The 16,335-nt window shown below is 67.9% G+C and carries 4 protein-coding genes; 3 read left to right on the top strand and 1 reads right to left on the bottom strand.

Annotated features, from left to right (window positions below):
- The first annotated feature begins 4 nt into the window (after positions 1 to 4).
- Positions 5 to 427, top strand: coding sequence for a PPOX class F420-dependent oxidoreductase (locus ACNQS7_RS29900; RefSeq protein ID WP_418015388.1), 423 nt, complete (start codon positions 5 to 7; stop codon positions 425 to 427).
- Here the strand turns inward: ACNQS7_RS29900 and ACNQS7_RS29895 are convergent.
- A complete protein-coding gene (locus ACNQS7_RS29895) occupies positions 424 to 11,454 on the bottom strand; it encodes a type I polyketide synthase (protein ID WP_418015387.1) in 11,031 nt (3,676 codons plus the stop codon). The two genes, ACNQS7_RS29900 and ACNQS7_RS29895, sit on opposite strands and share 4 nt — an antisense overlap.
- A 319-nt stretch (positions 11,455 to 11,773) precedes the next feature.
- Between ACNQS7_RS29895 and ACNQS7_RS29890 the strand changes: the two genes are divergently transcribed.
- On the top strand, positions 11,774 to 13,195 hold the full coding sequence (locus ACNQS7_RS29890; protein WP_418015386.1) for a condensation domain-containing protein: 1,422 nt from the start codon (positions 11,774 to 11,776) through the stop codon (positions 13,193 to 13,195).
- 140 nt (positions 13,196 to 13,335) lie between these two features.
- Positions 13,336 to 16,335, top strand: coding sequence for an RND family transporter (locus tag ACNQS7_RS29885; RefSeq protein ID WP_418015385.1), 3,000 nt, complete (start codon positions 13,336 to 13,338; stop codon positions 16,333 to 16,335).

Below are 16,335 nucleotides of genomic sequence, written 5' to 3'. Positions count from 1 at the left end.
CGCGATGGCCGACCTGTCGGACCGAGTCGTGGAGTTCCTGTCCGCGGGCACCCGCACCGGCATGCTCGGGTTCGCCGCATCGGACGGCCGGCCCCTGGTGGCGCCGGTCTGGTTCGTCGTCGACGGCGACGAGCTGGTCTTCACCACCCACGAACAGACACCGAAAGGCCGCGCGCTGCGCCGGGATTCGCGAACCGTCATCTGCGTCGACGACCCGCACCCGCCTTACTCGTTCGTGCAGGTGCAAGGGGTGGCGACGGTGAGTGACGACCCGCGGGAGTTGCTGGAAATCGCCACCCGCACCGGCGCCCGGTACATGGGCGCCGAGCGGGCCGAGGAGTACGGCCGCCGCAACGCGGTCCCTGGCGAACTGGTGGTGCGGGTGCGTCCGACGAAGGTCATCGCCGGCTTCGACATCAGCGACTAAGCGTCGGCGGACTCCTCGGCGCGCTCTGCCGCAGGCTCCTCGGCGGACTCTGCCACCGGCACGCCGGCGGACTCGCCGGCCGGAGCCGGGACCGATTCGGCCATCAACTCCGGCAGCTGGGAAGCCAGGTACTCGGCGAGCGACCTGATGGTCGGATAATCGAACACTGCGGTCGCGCTGATCGTCAGCTGACCGCCGAACTGCCCGAGTAACCGGTTGCGGAGTTCGACCGCCATCAGCGAGTCGGTGCCCAGATCCAGGAACCGGCTGGTGGCCGCGGGCGGCTGGGCCAGCCTCAGGAAGCTCTGCACCTCCTGCTGCAGATATTCGGTCAGGAAGTCGGCGCGTTGCCCCTCCGGGATCTCGTGCAACTGGCGCAGCAGCTCACTGTCGCCCTGCGTGGCCGCGACGGCACTGGGCAGCACGTAGTCCAGTATCGCCGGACGCGAACCGCCGAGCACCTTCGCCGTGCGCTGCCAGTTGGCCTTGATGACGGTTGCCTGTCCGGTCCCCTCGGCGAAAACTTCGCCGAGCGCGCTCAGGGCGGCCGTGGGTTCCAGCGGAATCAGGCCTTGCGCACCGAGATTGACGCGCGCGGCGTGTGAGGCGGCCATGCCGCCCTTCGCCCACGGACCCCAGTTGACGCTGGTCGCGGTCAGGCCCTGGGCATTGCGCTCGGCCACCAGCCCGTCCAGCAGCGCGTTTGCCGCGGCATAGTTGGCCTGACCCGGAGAACCGAGGACGCCGGAGATCGAGGAATACATGATGAAGAATTCCAGGTCGTCGTTCTTGGTCAACCGGTGCAGATGCCACGCCGCAAAAGCCTTGGGCGCCAACGTCGTCCGGAACCGCTCCAGGCTCTGCTGAGGTAGCAGCGCGTCGTCGAGCAGACCCGCCAGGTGCGCGACGCCGGCAAGCGGCGGCAGCTCGGCGCGGATGCGATTCAGCAGCTCCGCGACCTGAGACTCGTCGCCGACGTCGGCCCCGAAGATGTGGATCCGGCACCGGTACCGCTCGGTGATGGCGTCGATCGCCTGCTGCGCCTCCGTGTCGGGCAGATGCCGGCTGGTCAGCACGATGTCGCCGGCCCCCAGCTGAGCCAGGTACGCCGCCGTGTGCAGACCCAGGGCACCGAGGCCGCCGGTGATCAGATAGGTCCGATCACCGCGCGGTGCAAGCGGATTCGGCATCTGCAACACGATCTTGCCGATATGCCGGGCCTGCTGCATGCGGCGGAACGCCGTCTTCGCCTCGGTCAGCGGATAGATCTCGGCGTGCAGCGGTTCCCACTCCCCGTTGCCCAAGCCGTCCGACACCTCGCACAGCAGCCGGTGAATGTGCTCCGGGTCGGACATGATCGTCCCGTCCAGCGCCACGATCTCGTAGTCGATGTCGGGGCGCACCGCCGCCATCTGCTCGGGCGTCCAGATGTCTCGCTTGGCGATCTCGGCGAACCGGCCATTGCGGGCGGTCGCCCGCACGGTCGCCTCCAGGAAACCCTCGTTGGTCAGGCTGTTGAGCACGACGTCGACGCCGGCCCCGTCCGTGTCGGCCAGGATCTGGTCCGCGAAATCCGTGGTGCGCGAATCGTATACATACTCCACACCCAGCTCGCGCAGCACGGCACGCTTGTAGGCGCTGGCGGTGGCGAACACCGTCGCGCCGCACTGGCGTGCTAACTGGACCGCCGCCAGGCCGACGCCGCCGCTGGCGGCGTGGACCAGCACCCGGTCTCCGGGCCGCAGCTTGGCCCAGTCGAAGGCCAGGCGTGCGGTGAGCGCAGCCGCCGGTATGCTCGCCGCGGCAATCGCGCCCAGACCCTTGGGCACCGGCGCCAGCAACTGTGCCGGCACATTCACCCGGCTGGCGAACGCGCCCTGCATGAAACCGAAGACGCGTTGGCCGACCTCGAGTCCGGTTACGCCGTCGCCCAATTCGGTGACGATCCCGGAGAAGTCCCCGCCGATGGGTCCGGGGTCACCCGGATAGAGGCCCAACACGTTGAGCACGTCGCGGAAGTTCAGACCCGCCGCCTCGACCTGGATCTGCGCCTGACCGGCGGCCGGGGCCGTCACTTCGGTCTCCACCAGACGGAGGTTGTCGATGGCGCCGCGTTCGGTCGGCGCCAGCACATAGTCGCTCGCCCGCGGCACCGCGAGATGCCCGCCCCGCGCCCACGGCAGCAGCCGCGACACCAGGAACTTTCCTTGCCGCAGTGCGAGTTCGGGCTCTGTGACGGGCGCGGCCGGCGCGGCGAGCAGTCTGGCCAGCCACTGCACGGCGTCCTGCGACCCGTCGTGATCGACCAGCCGGCAGCGCAACTGTGGCTGCTCGGCGATGACGGTGCGCCCGAGACCCCACAAAGCGGCCTGTACCGGGTCGACCGGCTCGCCGGGTTCGGTGGCCACGGCCCGCTCGGTGACGACCCACAGTCCGCCGGGCAGCTTCAGATCCTGCTGCCCGAGCGCCGTGCGCACCAGCGTCAGCAGCTGGTCGAGCTCGCCCTCCAGCCGTCCGGCGAATTCGGTGCTCGACTCATCCATACCCGGTCGACGGCCGCTGCGCCAGACGATGCCGGAGATTGGGGCTCCGCCCTCCTTCGCCTGGGCGAACAGCTGCACCCAGCGGTCCGGGTCGACGATGTCGTTGGTGCGCAGGCTACCCGGGACGGCGTCCGCGAGCTCGTCGAAGCCGGCGATCAACCACGTGTTGTCCGCGGTTTCGGCGGTGTCATCCGCAGCCGGCGGAGGCACCTCGTTCCAGCCGAGGGTGTACAGCAGCCGGGTGGCGTCGCCACCGAGCCCGCGCAGCAACGCCTCCCGGGGCGCACGCTTGACGGTGAATTCGCGAATTCCGCCCAGCAGGCGTCCATCCCGGTCCACGAAGTCGAGATCGAAGACCTGCGTTTCGCTGTCCAGACCGCCCGCCTGCCAACGTGCGCGGCAGAAGAACCGCCTCGGCATCCGCTCAGCCAGCATCACCCGCCCGTACCGCAGCGGCAGGAACAGGTCCGCGACACCGTGCTCGGCCGCCAGCAGCGCCGGGAACGCGGGGAAGGCGACTCCGGTGCACAGGTCCAGCAGCACCGGGTGGATCGGCTCGCTGCCGAGTTGCTCGAGGAGCTCCTCGCCGATGGCGACATCACCGATCGCCTCACCGTCGCCGACCCACAGCGACTTCAGCGACGTGGACCAGGTTGGGCCCCATGCGAGTTCCATGTCGGCGAAGGTGTCGAACAGCTGCTGGGTCTGGGTGCGGCTCAACCGCTCGGTGGCAGCTTCGATGGAATCCGTAGCCTCGGCCGCCGGTTCCTCTTCGACACCGCTGCGGACGGTGCCGTCCGCGTTCAGCGACCACTCCGCTTCGCGAACGCCGTAGGGACGGCTGTGCACGCGGAACGTCCAGCCGCCGCCGTCTTCGAGCGGATGCAGGGTGAGCTGCACCTCACGGGAACTCTTGTCCGGCAAGATGATCGGCTCGTAGAAGAAGACGTCCCGCACGTGCGCCGGTGCGCCGACGGCGGCCAGGGCCATCGCCGCGTACGTGGCACCCGGCACCACCACGGTGCCGTAGATTACGTGATGAGACAGCCAGGGTTGCGTCTTGACCGAGAGCCGGCTGGTGTAGACGGCGTCACCGGAGGCGAGATCCTTGACGCTACCGAGTATTCCAGCGACCACCGCACCGTCGCCGGGAGCGACCCCGGAACTCTTGGGCCAGAAGTGCCGGCGCTGGAAGGGATACGTCGGCAGCTCCAGTCGGTGACCCGGCCGCCGGTAGCGCGCGGCGAAGTCCGGCCGATGCCCGGCGACATACGTCGCGGCCAGGGCTTCGGAGATCTGCCGGCGGGCGTCGGCGCCCTTGCGCAACGAGACGATCGCGCGCGGCGGAGCCGAATGTTCCGGCCAGACCTGCACCGCCGCCGCCGTGAGAATCGGCTGCGGGCCGATCTCCATCAGCACCGTGCACCCCAGCGCCGCGACGGTGCGCACGCTGTCGGCGAACTGCACCGGCTGGCGGGAGTGCCGGCGCCAATACTGGCCGTTCAGTTCGGTTTCCGCGGTGAGGACGGTACCGGTGCGGTTGCAGACCAGCGGCAGCGTGGGGACGTTGAACTCCAGCCGCGCCGCGTACGCCTCGAATTCGTCGAGTACCGGGTCCAGCAGCGCCGAGTGGAAGGCGTGGCTGGTGTCCAGCCAGGTGCAGCGGATGCCCTCTTCGTTGAACGTGTCGACGATCCGTTCGAGATCCGGACCGGGGCCCGACAGTACCGTGTTGGGGCCGTTGTATGCGGCGACCGACACCGCCGGGCACTGGTTGGCGACGTCCTCCACGTGGCGCGGGTCGGCGAAGATCGCCACCATGCGCCCGCCGTCGGGAAGGCTGCCGAACAACCGGCCGCGTTCGGCCATCAGCCGGGCCCCGTCCTCGAGGCTGAGCACTCCGGCCACACACGCCGCCGCGTACTGGCCCACGCTGTGGCCGAGCACCACGTCGGGCTCAATGCCCCACGACTGCCACAGGCGGGCCAGACCCATCTCGATCGCGAACAGGGCAGGCTGGGCAAAAGAGGTGTGCCGCAGCGTTTCCCCGGTTTCCCGGTCGGCCGCGAACAGCACCTCGAGCAACGGACGCGGCAGCATCCCGTCGATCGCGTCCGCGCACCGCTGCACGGTTTCGGCGAACACCGGCTCGGTTTCGAAGAGTTCGCGCGCCATGCCCGGATACTGGCTGCCCTGTCCGGTGAACAACCACGCTGTCGTCGGCGGGTCGCCACACGTGCCGCGTAATACGCCGGGGCGCAACCGGTTTGCGGCCAGGTCGGCCAGCATGTCACGGGCCCCCGCGACCGGGGTGGCGCCGGAATCCAGGACGAGGGCGCCCCGGTGTTCGAAATGCGAACGCCCGACGCCCGCGGTGTAGCAGACGTCACCGATGTCGGCGTCCGGATGATCCTCCAGCCAGGACGCGTACCGCTCCGCCAACGCCACCAGCGCCTGCTCGGACCGGGCCGACAGCGGCAGCACATGCACGGGCCCGTCCGGAACGTCGGCTGTCGCGATCGGCTCCGGTACCGGCGCCTCTTCGATCAGGACGTGCGCATTGGTGCCGGTGAACCCGAAAGAACTGACACCGGCACGGCGCGGCCGGCCGTTGGCGTGCCACGGGGTGGCTTCGTCCACGACGCGCACCGGTAGCGAATCCCACGGGATGTGCGGCGAGGGGTTCTCGAAATGCAGGTTCTGCGGCAGGATTTCGTGTTGCAGCGACAGCACGATCTTGATCAGGCCCGCGACGCCGGCGGCCGACTCCAGGTGGCCGATGTTGGTCTTCACCGAGCCCATCAGCAACGGGCGGTTCGGGTCGCGACCGGCGCCGTAGGCCGCCGCGGCGGCCTGCACTTCGATCGGGTCACCCAGCGAGGTGCCGGTACCGTGCGCCTCGAGGTAGTCGACATCGTTGCCGGCGACGTGCGCGCGGGCCAGTGCCGCGGCGATAAGTCGTTGCTGAGCACCGCCATTGGGCACCGTCAGACCACTGGACGCGCCGTCTTGGTTGACCGCGCTGCCCCGGATGACCGCCTGGACCCGGTCGCCGTCGCGCACCGCGTCGCTGAGCCTCTTGAGCACCAGAATGCCGCAGCCCTCGCTTCGTACGTAGCCGTCGGCGGCGGCGTCGAACGTCTTGCACCGGCCGTCCGGGGACAGCATTCTGGCGCGGGAGGCGGCGATCAGGGAGGCCGGACTCAGCAACACGTTCACCCCGCCGGCCAGCACCAGATCGCAGTCGCCGGAACGCAGGGCCCCGCAGGCCTCGTGCACGGCCACCAGCGACGAACTGCAGGCGGTGTCCACCGCCACGGCCGGCCCCTCCAGCCCGAGCGCGAAGGCGACCCGGCCCGCGATGGCGTTGAGCGCGTTCCCGGTGATGAAGTGGGCTTCGATGCTGTCGACCGACTCGGCCGTCAACAGGTGCGAATACTCGTTGGCCGCCACCCCGACGAAGATCCCACTTCGGCTGCCGCGCAACGATGCCGGCGAATATCCGGCCCGTTCCAGGCCTTCCCAGGCGATTTCGAGCATCAACCGCTGCTGCGGATCCATCCACACTGCTTCGCGCGGCGAGATGCCGAAGAACTCCGGATCGAATCCGTCGATCGCCTCGAGATATCCCCCACACCGGCTGTAGATCTTGCCGGGTGTCTCGGGATCCGGGTCGTAGTACTCGTCGACGTCGAAACGGTCATCCGGGATCTCGCGGATCGCATCGACCCCATTGGCCAGCAGGTCCCAGTACGCCTCGGGATCGGTGGCGCCGGGGAAGCGGCAGGCCACCGCGACGATCGCGATCGGCTCGTCGACGAGGCTGCTGGTCACCGCGACGGTCGCGGGGGTCTCCGTCTTCGCCGTCGCCGGAGCGTTCAGTTGCAGCACGTCGGTGAGCAGATAATCCGCCACGTCGACCAGCCGCGGGTAGTCCATCGCCAGGGTCGCGGGCAGCGCTTTGCCGACCCCGTGTTCGACCCGGCGCCGCAACTCGACGGCCATCAAGGAATCCATGCCGAGGTCGAAGAAGCCTGCCTCGTCGCGGATCTCGGCCGCATCGACCCGCGTGACCTCCGCGACGACCTCGCGCAGATAGTCCACGACCAGCTTCTTGCGCTGTTGCACCGGAGCGACCGTGAGCCGCTCGACCAGCTTCGTGGTCCCGGACGCCGTCGGCGCCGTCGCCGACTCGGGTATCTCACGTTCGAGTTCGCCCAGAAACGCGCGTCTTCCGGTCTGCTGGTAGATCGGCAGGAATCGCTCCCAGTCGATGCGGGCCACCACGCCCTGAGCCGAATGGGTGACGAGGAGCTCGGCCATCCCGGCCAGCGCGTCGCCCGGCGCCATGGTCACCACGCCGCGCTTCTTCAGCTGCGCGCGGGCCTCCTCGTCGGCCATGCCCGTCGACCCGGACATCCAAGGACCGAAGTTGACGCTGAGATAGTTCTGCTCGCGCATCCGGCTGGACAGCCCGTCGAGGAAGGCGTTGGCCGCGCTGTAGGCGGTCTGACCGAAGCTGCCCCACACCGAGGCGATCGAGGAGGTACTGAGGAAGAAGTCCAGCGGCACGTCCGCGGTGGCTTCACTCAGATTCCAAGCACCCCAGACTTTTCCGGCGAAGACGCGATCCACTTCAGCGTCGTCCAGGCTGCGCAGCGGGGTGCTGCCGATCTCCCCGGCGGCATGCACGACGCCGGCCAGCGGCGGCAACTCGGCCGCCACCGTGGCGATCAGCCGGTCGACGTCGTGCGGGTTGGCGACGTCGGCCGCGACGGTCCGGATCTCGGCGCCGGTCTGCTGCCGCAGGGCGTCGATGCGCTGCTGTGTGTCGTTGTTCGGCGCGCGCCGGCCGGTCAGCACCAGATGTCCGGCGCCGTGCGCGGCCAGATAGCCGGCGATCTCCAGCCCGACCGCACCCAGGCCACCGGTCACCAGATAGGTCGCATCGCCACGTAGCGCCAGAGGCGTCGCCACCGGCGCGCCGGCGCGGCGCACCAGGCGCGGCACGTAGACCGCCTGATCCCGAAGCGCCACTTGGTCTTCCGTCGCGCCCGAACTGCCGGCCGTGGCGGCGTCGATCAACCGCGACCACTCGTCGGCACTGCCCGAGGACAGATCCGCCAGCCCACCCCAGAGCTGGGGATGTTCCAGCGAGGCGGACCGGCCGAATCCCCACAGGCAGCTCTGCACCGGCGATACCGCGTCGGTACCGGTAACCCGTTGTGCGCCGGAGGTCACCAGCCAGATCGGGTTGCGGATCTCGGCGGCCGCGGCGGCGCGGAAGAGTCGCCGCGCGCCACCCAGAACCCGGTGCTGCATCCGCAACAACGACCGCATCGAGGGCGTGGTGTCGGATTCGACAGCCGAGAGCACCACGATGCGCAGCGACGGTTCGTCGGCGGCCGCTTCGCGCAGCACGGCTTCGAGTCGTTGCTCGTCGGCCTCGGAGGCCGGCAGTCCGTGGACGCGGTGCCGATGCCCGCGCGCCGTCAGCACCTCGACCAACGGCGCCACCGCATCGCCGTCGTCGGCGATCAGCAACCAGGACGCATCCGCACCGGAGGATGCGACAACCGCCTTCTCCCAACGGATCTCGTAACGGTCACCGGCGATGGACTGCGTCTCGCGCTGCTGGTTGTGTTGCGCCGCCAGCCTGGTCAGCACGTCGACCGTCTGCTGGTTGCCGCCCGTCCCGTCGAGCAACGCGGCAAGTTCGTCGATCCGGCCGTCCTCGAGCAACCGGACGGCTTCGGTGCGCAAAGCTGTTGACCGATCGGATTTTCCGCTCGGCTGAGCCCGCTTGTCCCGGAACCAGTAGTGGCGCCGCTGGAACGGATAAGTGGGCAGGTCGAGTTGGCGCGGCCGTCCCGGCTGTAGAGCGCCGAAGAGGGGCAGGTGGCCGGCGACATAGGCGTCGGCCACGGCTTCGGTGATCTGGCGCAGCTCGGCGCCGTTGCGGCGCATCGACGCGATCGCCCGCGGCGCTGTCGACGGGTCCGGCCAGGCTCGCAGGGCTGACGCGGTCAGCACCGGCTGCGGACCGACCTCCAGCAGCAGCTTGCAGCCGAGGTCGGCCAGGGTGGCGACGCTCTTGGCGAACTCGATCGGCTGGCGGGCATGGCGACGCCAGTACTGGCCGTCGAGTTTGACCTGCCGGCCCAGCGCCGCACCAGTCCGGTTGCACACCAGAATGCGTTGCGGCGGAAGGTATTCGAATCTGCCGGCGAAAGCCTCGAATTCGTCGAGCGCCGGGTCCAGCAGCGCGGAGTGGAATGCGTGGCTGGTGTCCAGCCATTCGCACCGGACGCCCTCGGCCTTGAGCCCGGCCACCGCGCGATCCAGATCCTCGCCAGGTCCGGACAACACGGTGTTTGCGCCGTTGTAGGCGGCCACCGACAGACGCGGGAACTCCTCGGTGAGGCCCTCGACCCGCTCGCTGTCGGTGAACACGGCCGCCATCCGGCCGCCGGCCGGCAGGTCGCCGAACAATCGGCCACGCTCGGCGAGCAACAACGCCCCGTCCTCGAGGCTGAATACGCCGGCCACGCACGCCGCGGAATACTGGCCGACACTGTGGCCCAGCACCACGTCGGGTTCGAAACCCCACGACTGCCAGAGCCGCGCCAGACCCATCTCCACCGCGAACAGCGCCGGCTGCGCGTACGCCGTCTGGCGCAACATGTCTTGGCCGTCCGGACTGTCGGTCTCGAAAATGACTTCGAGCAACGGCCTTTCGAGCACATCTGCGACCACCGCCGCGCACCGGTTCACCGTCTCCGCGAAAACCGGCTCATTGTCGAATAATTCGCGGGCCATGCCCGGGAACTGGCTGCCCTGCCCGGGGAACAACCACGCGGTCTTGGGCGGGTCGGCGCACTCGCCGCGCACCAGTCCGGGCGCCGGACGGTCGTCGGCGAGCGCGGCGAGCAACTCCCGCGCCGAGTCCGTCGAGTTCGCCACCAGGGCAGCGCGGTGCTCGAAGTGCGCGCGCCCGACGCCTGCCGAAAAGCTCACGTCGGCCAGGGCGGCCTCGGGATGCTCACTGAGCCAGCCGCGGTACTGCTCGGCGAGCTGAATCAACGCCGCCGGGGTGCGGGCCGACAGCGGCAGCACGCTGAACCGCGGGCCGGCCGAATCCTCTGCCGCATCTGCCTTTTCGGGCTGTGCCGGCGCTTCCTCGAGGATGACGTGCGCGTTCGTGCCGGAGAAGCCGAACGAACTGACTCCGGCCAGCCGCGGGCGGCCGTTGCGTTCCCAGGAGGTGGCCTCCTTGACAACCTGCACCGCCAGCCGGTCCCACGGGATGTGGGGCGACGGGTCCCGGAAGTTCAGGTGTGGCGGCAACAACTCGTTCTCGAGCGACAGCACGACCTTCATGACGCCGGCGATGCCGGCGGCGGCCTCGAGATGCCCGATATTCGTCTTCGCTGACCCGATCAGGAGCGGCGGGGTACCGTCGCGTCCCTCCCCGAACACGGCACCTGCGGCCTGGACTTCGATGGGGTCGCCCAGCGACGTTCCGGTCCCGTGCGCCTCGAGGTAGCCGACGTCGGCCGGCGCCACGCCGGCGCGCCGCAGCGCCTCGGCGATGACCCGTTGCTGAGCGATGCCGTTGGGCACCGTCAGGCCACCCGAGGCGCCGTCCTGGTTGATCGCGCTCCCGCGGATGACGGCGCGGATCCGGTCCCCGTCGCGGATCGCGTCGGCCAGCCGCTTCACGACGATGACGCCACACCCTTCACCGCGCACGTAACCGTCGGCGGCGGCGTCGAACGTCTTGCACCGGCCATCCGGGGCCAGCATGTGCGCCTGCGAGAAGGTGATCATCGTCGCCGGGCTGAGCAGCACGTTGGCGCCGCCGGCCAGTGCGAGGTCGCACTCACCCAACCGCAGCGCCTGGCAGGCCTGGTGAATCGCCACCAGCGATGAACTGCATGCGGTGTCGACCGTGACCGCCGGACCCTGCAAGCCCAGCCGGTAACTGATCCGGCCCGCGGCCGCGGCAGCGGCGGTCCCGATCGCCATGTAGGCCTCGATCTCGGGATAGTCCAGTTCGTCGGAGGCCATGCCGAGGTAATCGTGGGTGGAGAGGCCGACGAACACACCGGTGTTGGTGTTGGCCAGGGCGGTCGGTGCGATACCCGAATGCTCGACCGCCCGCCACGCCGTCTCCAGCAGCAACCGGTGCTGCGGGTCCATCAACCTGACCTCACGTGCCGACAACCCGAAGAACGGAGCGTCGAAACCGGTCACGTCGTCGATGAAACCCGCCCGGCGGGTCACCACCTTGCCGGGTGCGTCGGGATCGGGGTCGAAGAATTCGTCGGCGTCCCACCGCTCCCGGGGCACCTCTGAGACGGCGTCGCGCCCCTGCCGCAACAGCTCCCAGAACTCGTCCGCGTCGCCGGCACCCGGGAAGCGGGCCGCGTAGCCGACTATCGCAAAACCGGCTGGCGGCTCCGTCACCTCGGCGGTTGCCATGCACTGTCCTTCCTGACTGACTAGACCGGCGGAGACTGGTTCGCGCTGCGGCACGGCCCGGGCGTGCAGCAGACGGATCTCCCCCGCCGCGATTATTGCAAGCACCAATGCGCCGCGCGCCGACATCCGCAAATTACCAGGTAGTGCGGCCGTCGCCGGGCCAGGTGCCGGTCTTTACCATGGGCGCTGGCCGAATGCGAGCTGCCACGCGCATTAGCACGCGGCCGCTGCCGTGGCTGCCGATGCGGTTATCGTGATATCGGCGCCGACTCACGCGGGGGAAAGCCAGGAAAAGGCCGGCGACCGGGAAGGGAAGATTTTGCAGATCGGGAAAATCACAATCGGTTCACTCGAGGATTGGACGGTGCGCCCCGGCACCGTCATTTCCTGGCACCCCACGCAGGCGGCCAGAGAAAAGGCGCTGCAAGCGCCGGTCAGTTCGGTACCGGTCAGTTACATGCAAGGTCAACATCTGCAGAATTACCGGCAACGAACCAGTTCCGGTCTCGACTTTTCGCGACTGTTGATCGCCACCTGTGAGGCGCCCGGGCATTGCGATATAGCGATCATGAATCAGGCGCTCAACGCATATCTGCGCCGGCATGACACCTACCGCAGCTGGTTCGAGTACGACGACAACGGCGACGTCGTCCGGCACACGATGACCGATCCGGCCGATATCGAATTCGTCCCCGTCGATCACGGTGAGTTGACCGTCGACCAAATCCACGACCACGTCGTGGCGACGCCCGATCCGCTGCAGTGGGGCTGCTTCTCGTTCGGGATCATCCAGCACGAAGACCACTTCACCTTCTACGCGAGCATCGACCATGTCCACGGTGACGCGACGCTGATCGGCATCACGATGCTGGAATCCAACGCGGTGTATGCGGCGATGGCGGGCGGCGAGAGTGGCCTGGCGCTGCCCGACAGCGGCAGCTACGACGACTTCTGCGTCAGGGAGCGCGAACGGACTTCGGAGCTGACCCTGGATTCGCCGCAGGTCCGCAAATGGATCGAGTTCGCCGAGAATAACAATGGCAGCCTTCCCGAATTTCCGCTCCCGCTGGGTAACCCTTTGGAGCTGACCAACAGCGACATGGTCACCGAAAGCCTGATGGACGCCGACCAGACCGCCCGGTTCGAATCGGCGTGCACCGTGGCCGGCGCGCGCTTCGTCGGCGGCCTGTTTGCATGCATGGCCCTGGTTGACCACGAGTTCACCGGAGCGGCGACCTATTACGCGCTCACTCCGCGGGACTCGCGCAGGAGCGACGAGAATTTCATGACCCAGGGTTGGTTCACCGGCCTGGTGCCTATCACCATTCCCATTGCCGCGGCGTCCTTCAGCGAAGCCGCCTGGTCCGCTCAGGATTCATTCGATTCGAGCCTCGACATGGCGAAGGTACCGTTTTACCGGGTCCTGGAATTGGCGCCGTGGCTGGACTGGCCGCGACCCAACTTTCCGGTTTCGAATTTTCTGCACGGGGGCGCCGCCCCGCTGAATGCCGTGATTGCCGCAGCCGAAATGAGTGCCGCCAAGAGCATCGGAATTTATTCGGACCGCCGATATTCATATCAATTGACCATTTACATATTCCGGTACGAGCAGGGTACCGCCATGGCGGTCATGTTCCCGGACAATCCGATCGCGCAGAAATCGGTCGCGCGATATGTCGAGGCCATGAAATCCGTGTGCACCCGGGTCGCCGATAGCGGACATTGGGGCCGCGTCACGTAGGGTGGGAGTACTTCGGAGTTCTTTGATGCACGTTATTTTTGTGAAATACCCGAAGTCGCGGCGGGCGCGACACATAATTGAGCAATGGGACCGGCGGTGACCGGCGGGCGCGGGCCGCGAGAACTTGAGGTGGGGGCAATTTGCGACGGTTAGCCGATTTTGTGGTGCGCTGGCCCTGGGCCGTGATCGGGCTCTGGGTCGCGGTTGCGGTCGCGCTGCCGCTGACCCTGCCGTCCCTGAACGAGATGTCCCAGAAACACCCGCTCGCCATCCTGCCCAGTGACGCGCCGTCCGCCGTCACCGCGCGCAAGATGACCGAGGCGTTCCACGAGTCCGGCAACGAGGACCTGCTGCTGGTGGTTCTCACCAACGAGAAGGGCCTCGGACCGGCGGACGAAGCCGCTTACCGCAAGCTGGTGACCGCGCTGCGTGAGGACACCCGCAACGTGGTTATGCTGCAGGACTTCGTCAGCACGCCGCCCCTGCGGTCGGCGCTGACCAGCAAGGACCGCAAGTCCTGGGTGCTGCCCGTCGGCCTCGCCGGTGAGTTGGGCACGCCCCGCTCCTACGCCGCCTTCAAGCAGGTCACCGGCGTGGTCAAGCAGAGCCTGGCCGGTAGCCCATTGACGGCGAACCTGACCGGACCGGCCGCCACTGTCGCCGATCTGACGGTGGCCGGCGAAAAGGATCGACTCCCGATCGAGCTCGCGATCGCGGTGCTGGTGCTCCTTGTGTTGCTGATGGTCTACCGCAATCCGGTCACCATGCTGCTGCCGCTGCTGGCGATCGGCATCTCGATGGCGATCGCCCAGGCGGTGGTCGCCGGCTTCTCCCAGGCGAGCGGCCTGGGTGTTTCCAACCAGTCGATCGTCTTTCTGAGCGCGATGATCGCCGGCGCCGGAACCGATTACGCGGTCTTTCTCATCAGCCGGTACCACGACTATCTGCGGCAGGGCTCCGATTACGAGGAAGCCGTGCGACGGGCCCTCATCTCCATCGGCAAGGTGATCACCGCGTCCGCCGCCACGGTCGGCATCACCTTCCTCGGCATCAGTTTCGCCAGGATGGGGGTGTTTTCTTCGGTGGGGGTGTCCTCGGCGATCGGCGTCGGCGTGGCGTTCCTGGCGGCGGTCACCCTGCTGCCGGCCATCCTCGTGGTGGCCGGGCCGCGCGGCTGGGTCAAACCCAGGCGCGAACTGACCGCCACATTCTGGCGGCGTTCCGGGATTCGCATCGTGCGCAAGCCGAAGACCCACCTGGTCGCCAGCGTGCTGGTGTTGATCATCCTGGCGGGCTGCGCGGGCCTGGTGCGCTACAACTACGACGACCGCAAGGCCGTGCAGGCGTCCGCCCCGAGTTCGGTCGGCTACGCCGCGCTGGACCGGCATTTCCCGGTGAATCAGTCCATCCCCGAATACATCCTGGTCCAGTCGCCGCATGATCTGCGCACACCGCGGGCGCTGGCCGACTTGGAGCGGATGGCAGACCGGGTCAGTCAGCTGCCGAATATCGCGGCGGTCACCGGTATCACCCGGCCTACCGGGGCGGTGCCCGAGGAGTTCCGGGCCACCTACCAGGCGGGCGCCATCGGGGCGCGGTTGGGCGAAGGGTCGACAGTGATCAGCGACCACAACGACGACCTGAACAGGCTGGTCAAAGGGGCCGACACGCTGGCTGACAATCTGGGCGACGTGCGCGGCCAGGTCAGCCAGATGGTGTCTGGCATGCAGGGTCTGCTCGACTCGTTCTCGTCGATGCGAACCCAGTACGGCGGCGACAAGCTGGTCAAAGAGGTCGCGACCGCGGCCAAGCTGGTCAACAGCATCAATTCACTCGGCAACTCCATGGGGTTGAGCTTCACCGCCGTCAAGGACATGTTCGCCTGGGTGGCACCGGTGCTGATCGCGCTGCAGGGCAACCCGGTTTGCGACCTCGACACCTCGTGCAGCGCAACCCGGGCGCAATTCGAACGGGTGGTGGCCGCACGCAACGACGGGAGCCTCGACGAGATCAACGATCTGGCCCGCCAGCTGGAGACGTTCCAGGACCGGCAAACCCTGAACGCGACGGTGGACCGCTTGCGCAGCACGCTGAACGGGCTCACCAAGGCGATGCATGCCATGGGGCTGGACCAGCCCGGCGGCATGCAGTCGGGCCTCAACAACCTCCAGCGCGGAGCCGACCGGGCGGCGGGCGGAAGCCGGCAGGTTGCCGACGGGGTGGAGCAACTCGTCGGCCAGGTCAAAGAAATGGGCGCCGGCCTGGCCGAGGCCGCCGCGTTCCTGCTGTCGCTGAAAAATGATGCGGCCGAACCGTCGATGGCGGGCTTCAATATTCCGGCTCAGCTGCTGCGCATGGACGAATTCAAGAAGGCGGCCCGGATATTCATTTCGCCGGACGGGCACTCGGTTCGCTACCTGGTCCAAACGAAACTCAACCCATTCAGCTCCGAAGCGATGGATCAGGTCAACGCCATCACCGACGCCGCGCGCAGCGCCCAGCCGAACACGGCATTGTCGGACGCGTCAATTTCGATGGCGGGATACCCCGTCTCGCTGCGCGACACCCGCGACTATTACCAGCACGATATTCGATTCATCATCGCCGTCACGCTCATCGTCGTGTTATTGACCCTGATGGCGTTGCTGCGTGCGGTTGTCGCGCCGCTGTATTTGGTGGGTTCGGTGGTGGTGTCGTTCTTGTCGGCGGTCGGAATGGGCGTCCTCGTCTTTCAATTCCTGCTCGGCCAGCAATTGCACTGGTCGGTGCCGCCGTTGGCTTTCGTGGTCCTGGTCGCGGTAGGCGCCGACTACAACATGCTTTTCATCTCGCGAATGCGGGACGAGTCGCCGGGCAGCGTGCGTTACGGCGTCATCCGGGCCCTGAGCTCGACCGGCGGTGTGATCACGGCCGCGGGTCTGATCTTCGCCGCCTCCGTGGGTGGCCTGCTGTTTTCCAGCATCGGCACCGTGGTCCAGGGCGGTTTCGTGATCGGCGTCGGCATTTTGCTGGATACCTTCCTGGTGCGGACCATCACAGTGCCGGCCGTGGCCACGCTGATCGGACGGGCCAGCTGGTGGCCCTCGAAACTGAGTAGGGCGCCCAGATTGCGGCGGTCGCTGTCCGGACGCGCCGGGTGA

The sequence above is a fragment of the Mycobacterium sp. 23 genome (genome assembly GCF_048287075.1).
Lineage (GTDB): Bacteria > Actinomycetota > Actinomycetes > Mycobacteriales > Mycobacteriaceae > Mycobacterium > Mycobacterium gordonae_B.
The sequence above is the reverse complement of the archived record's forward strand: the minus strand, read 5'-3'. Positions and strand labels throughout refer to the sequence as shown.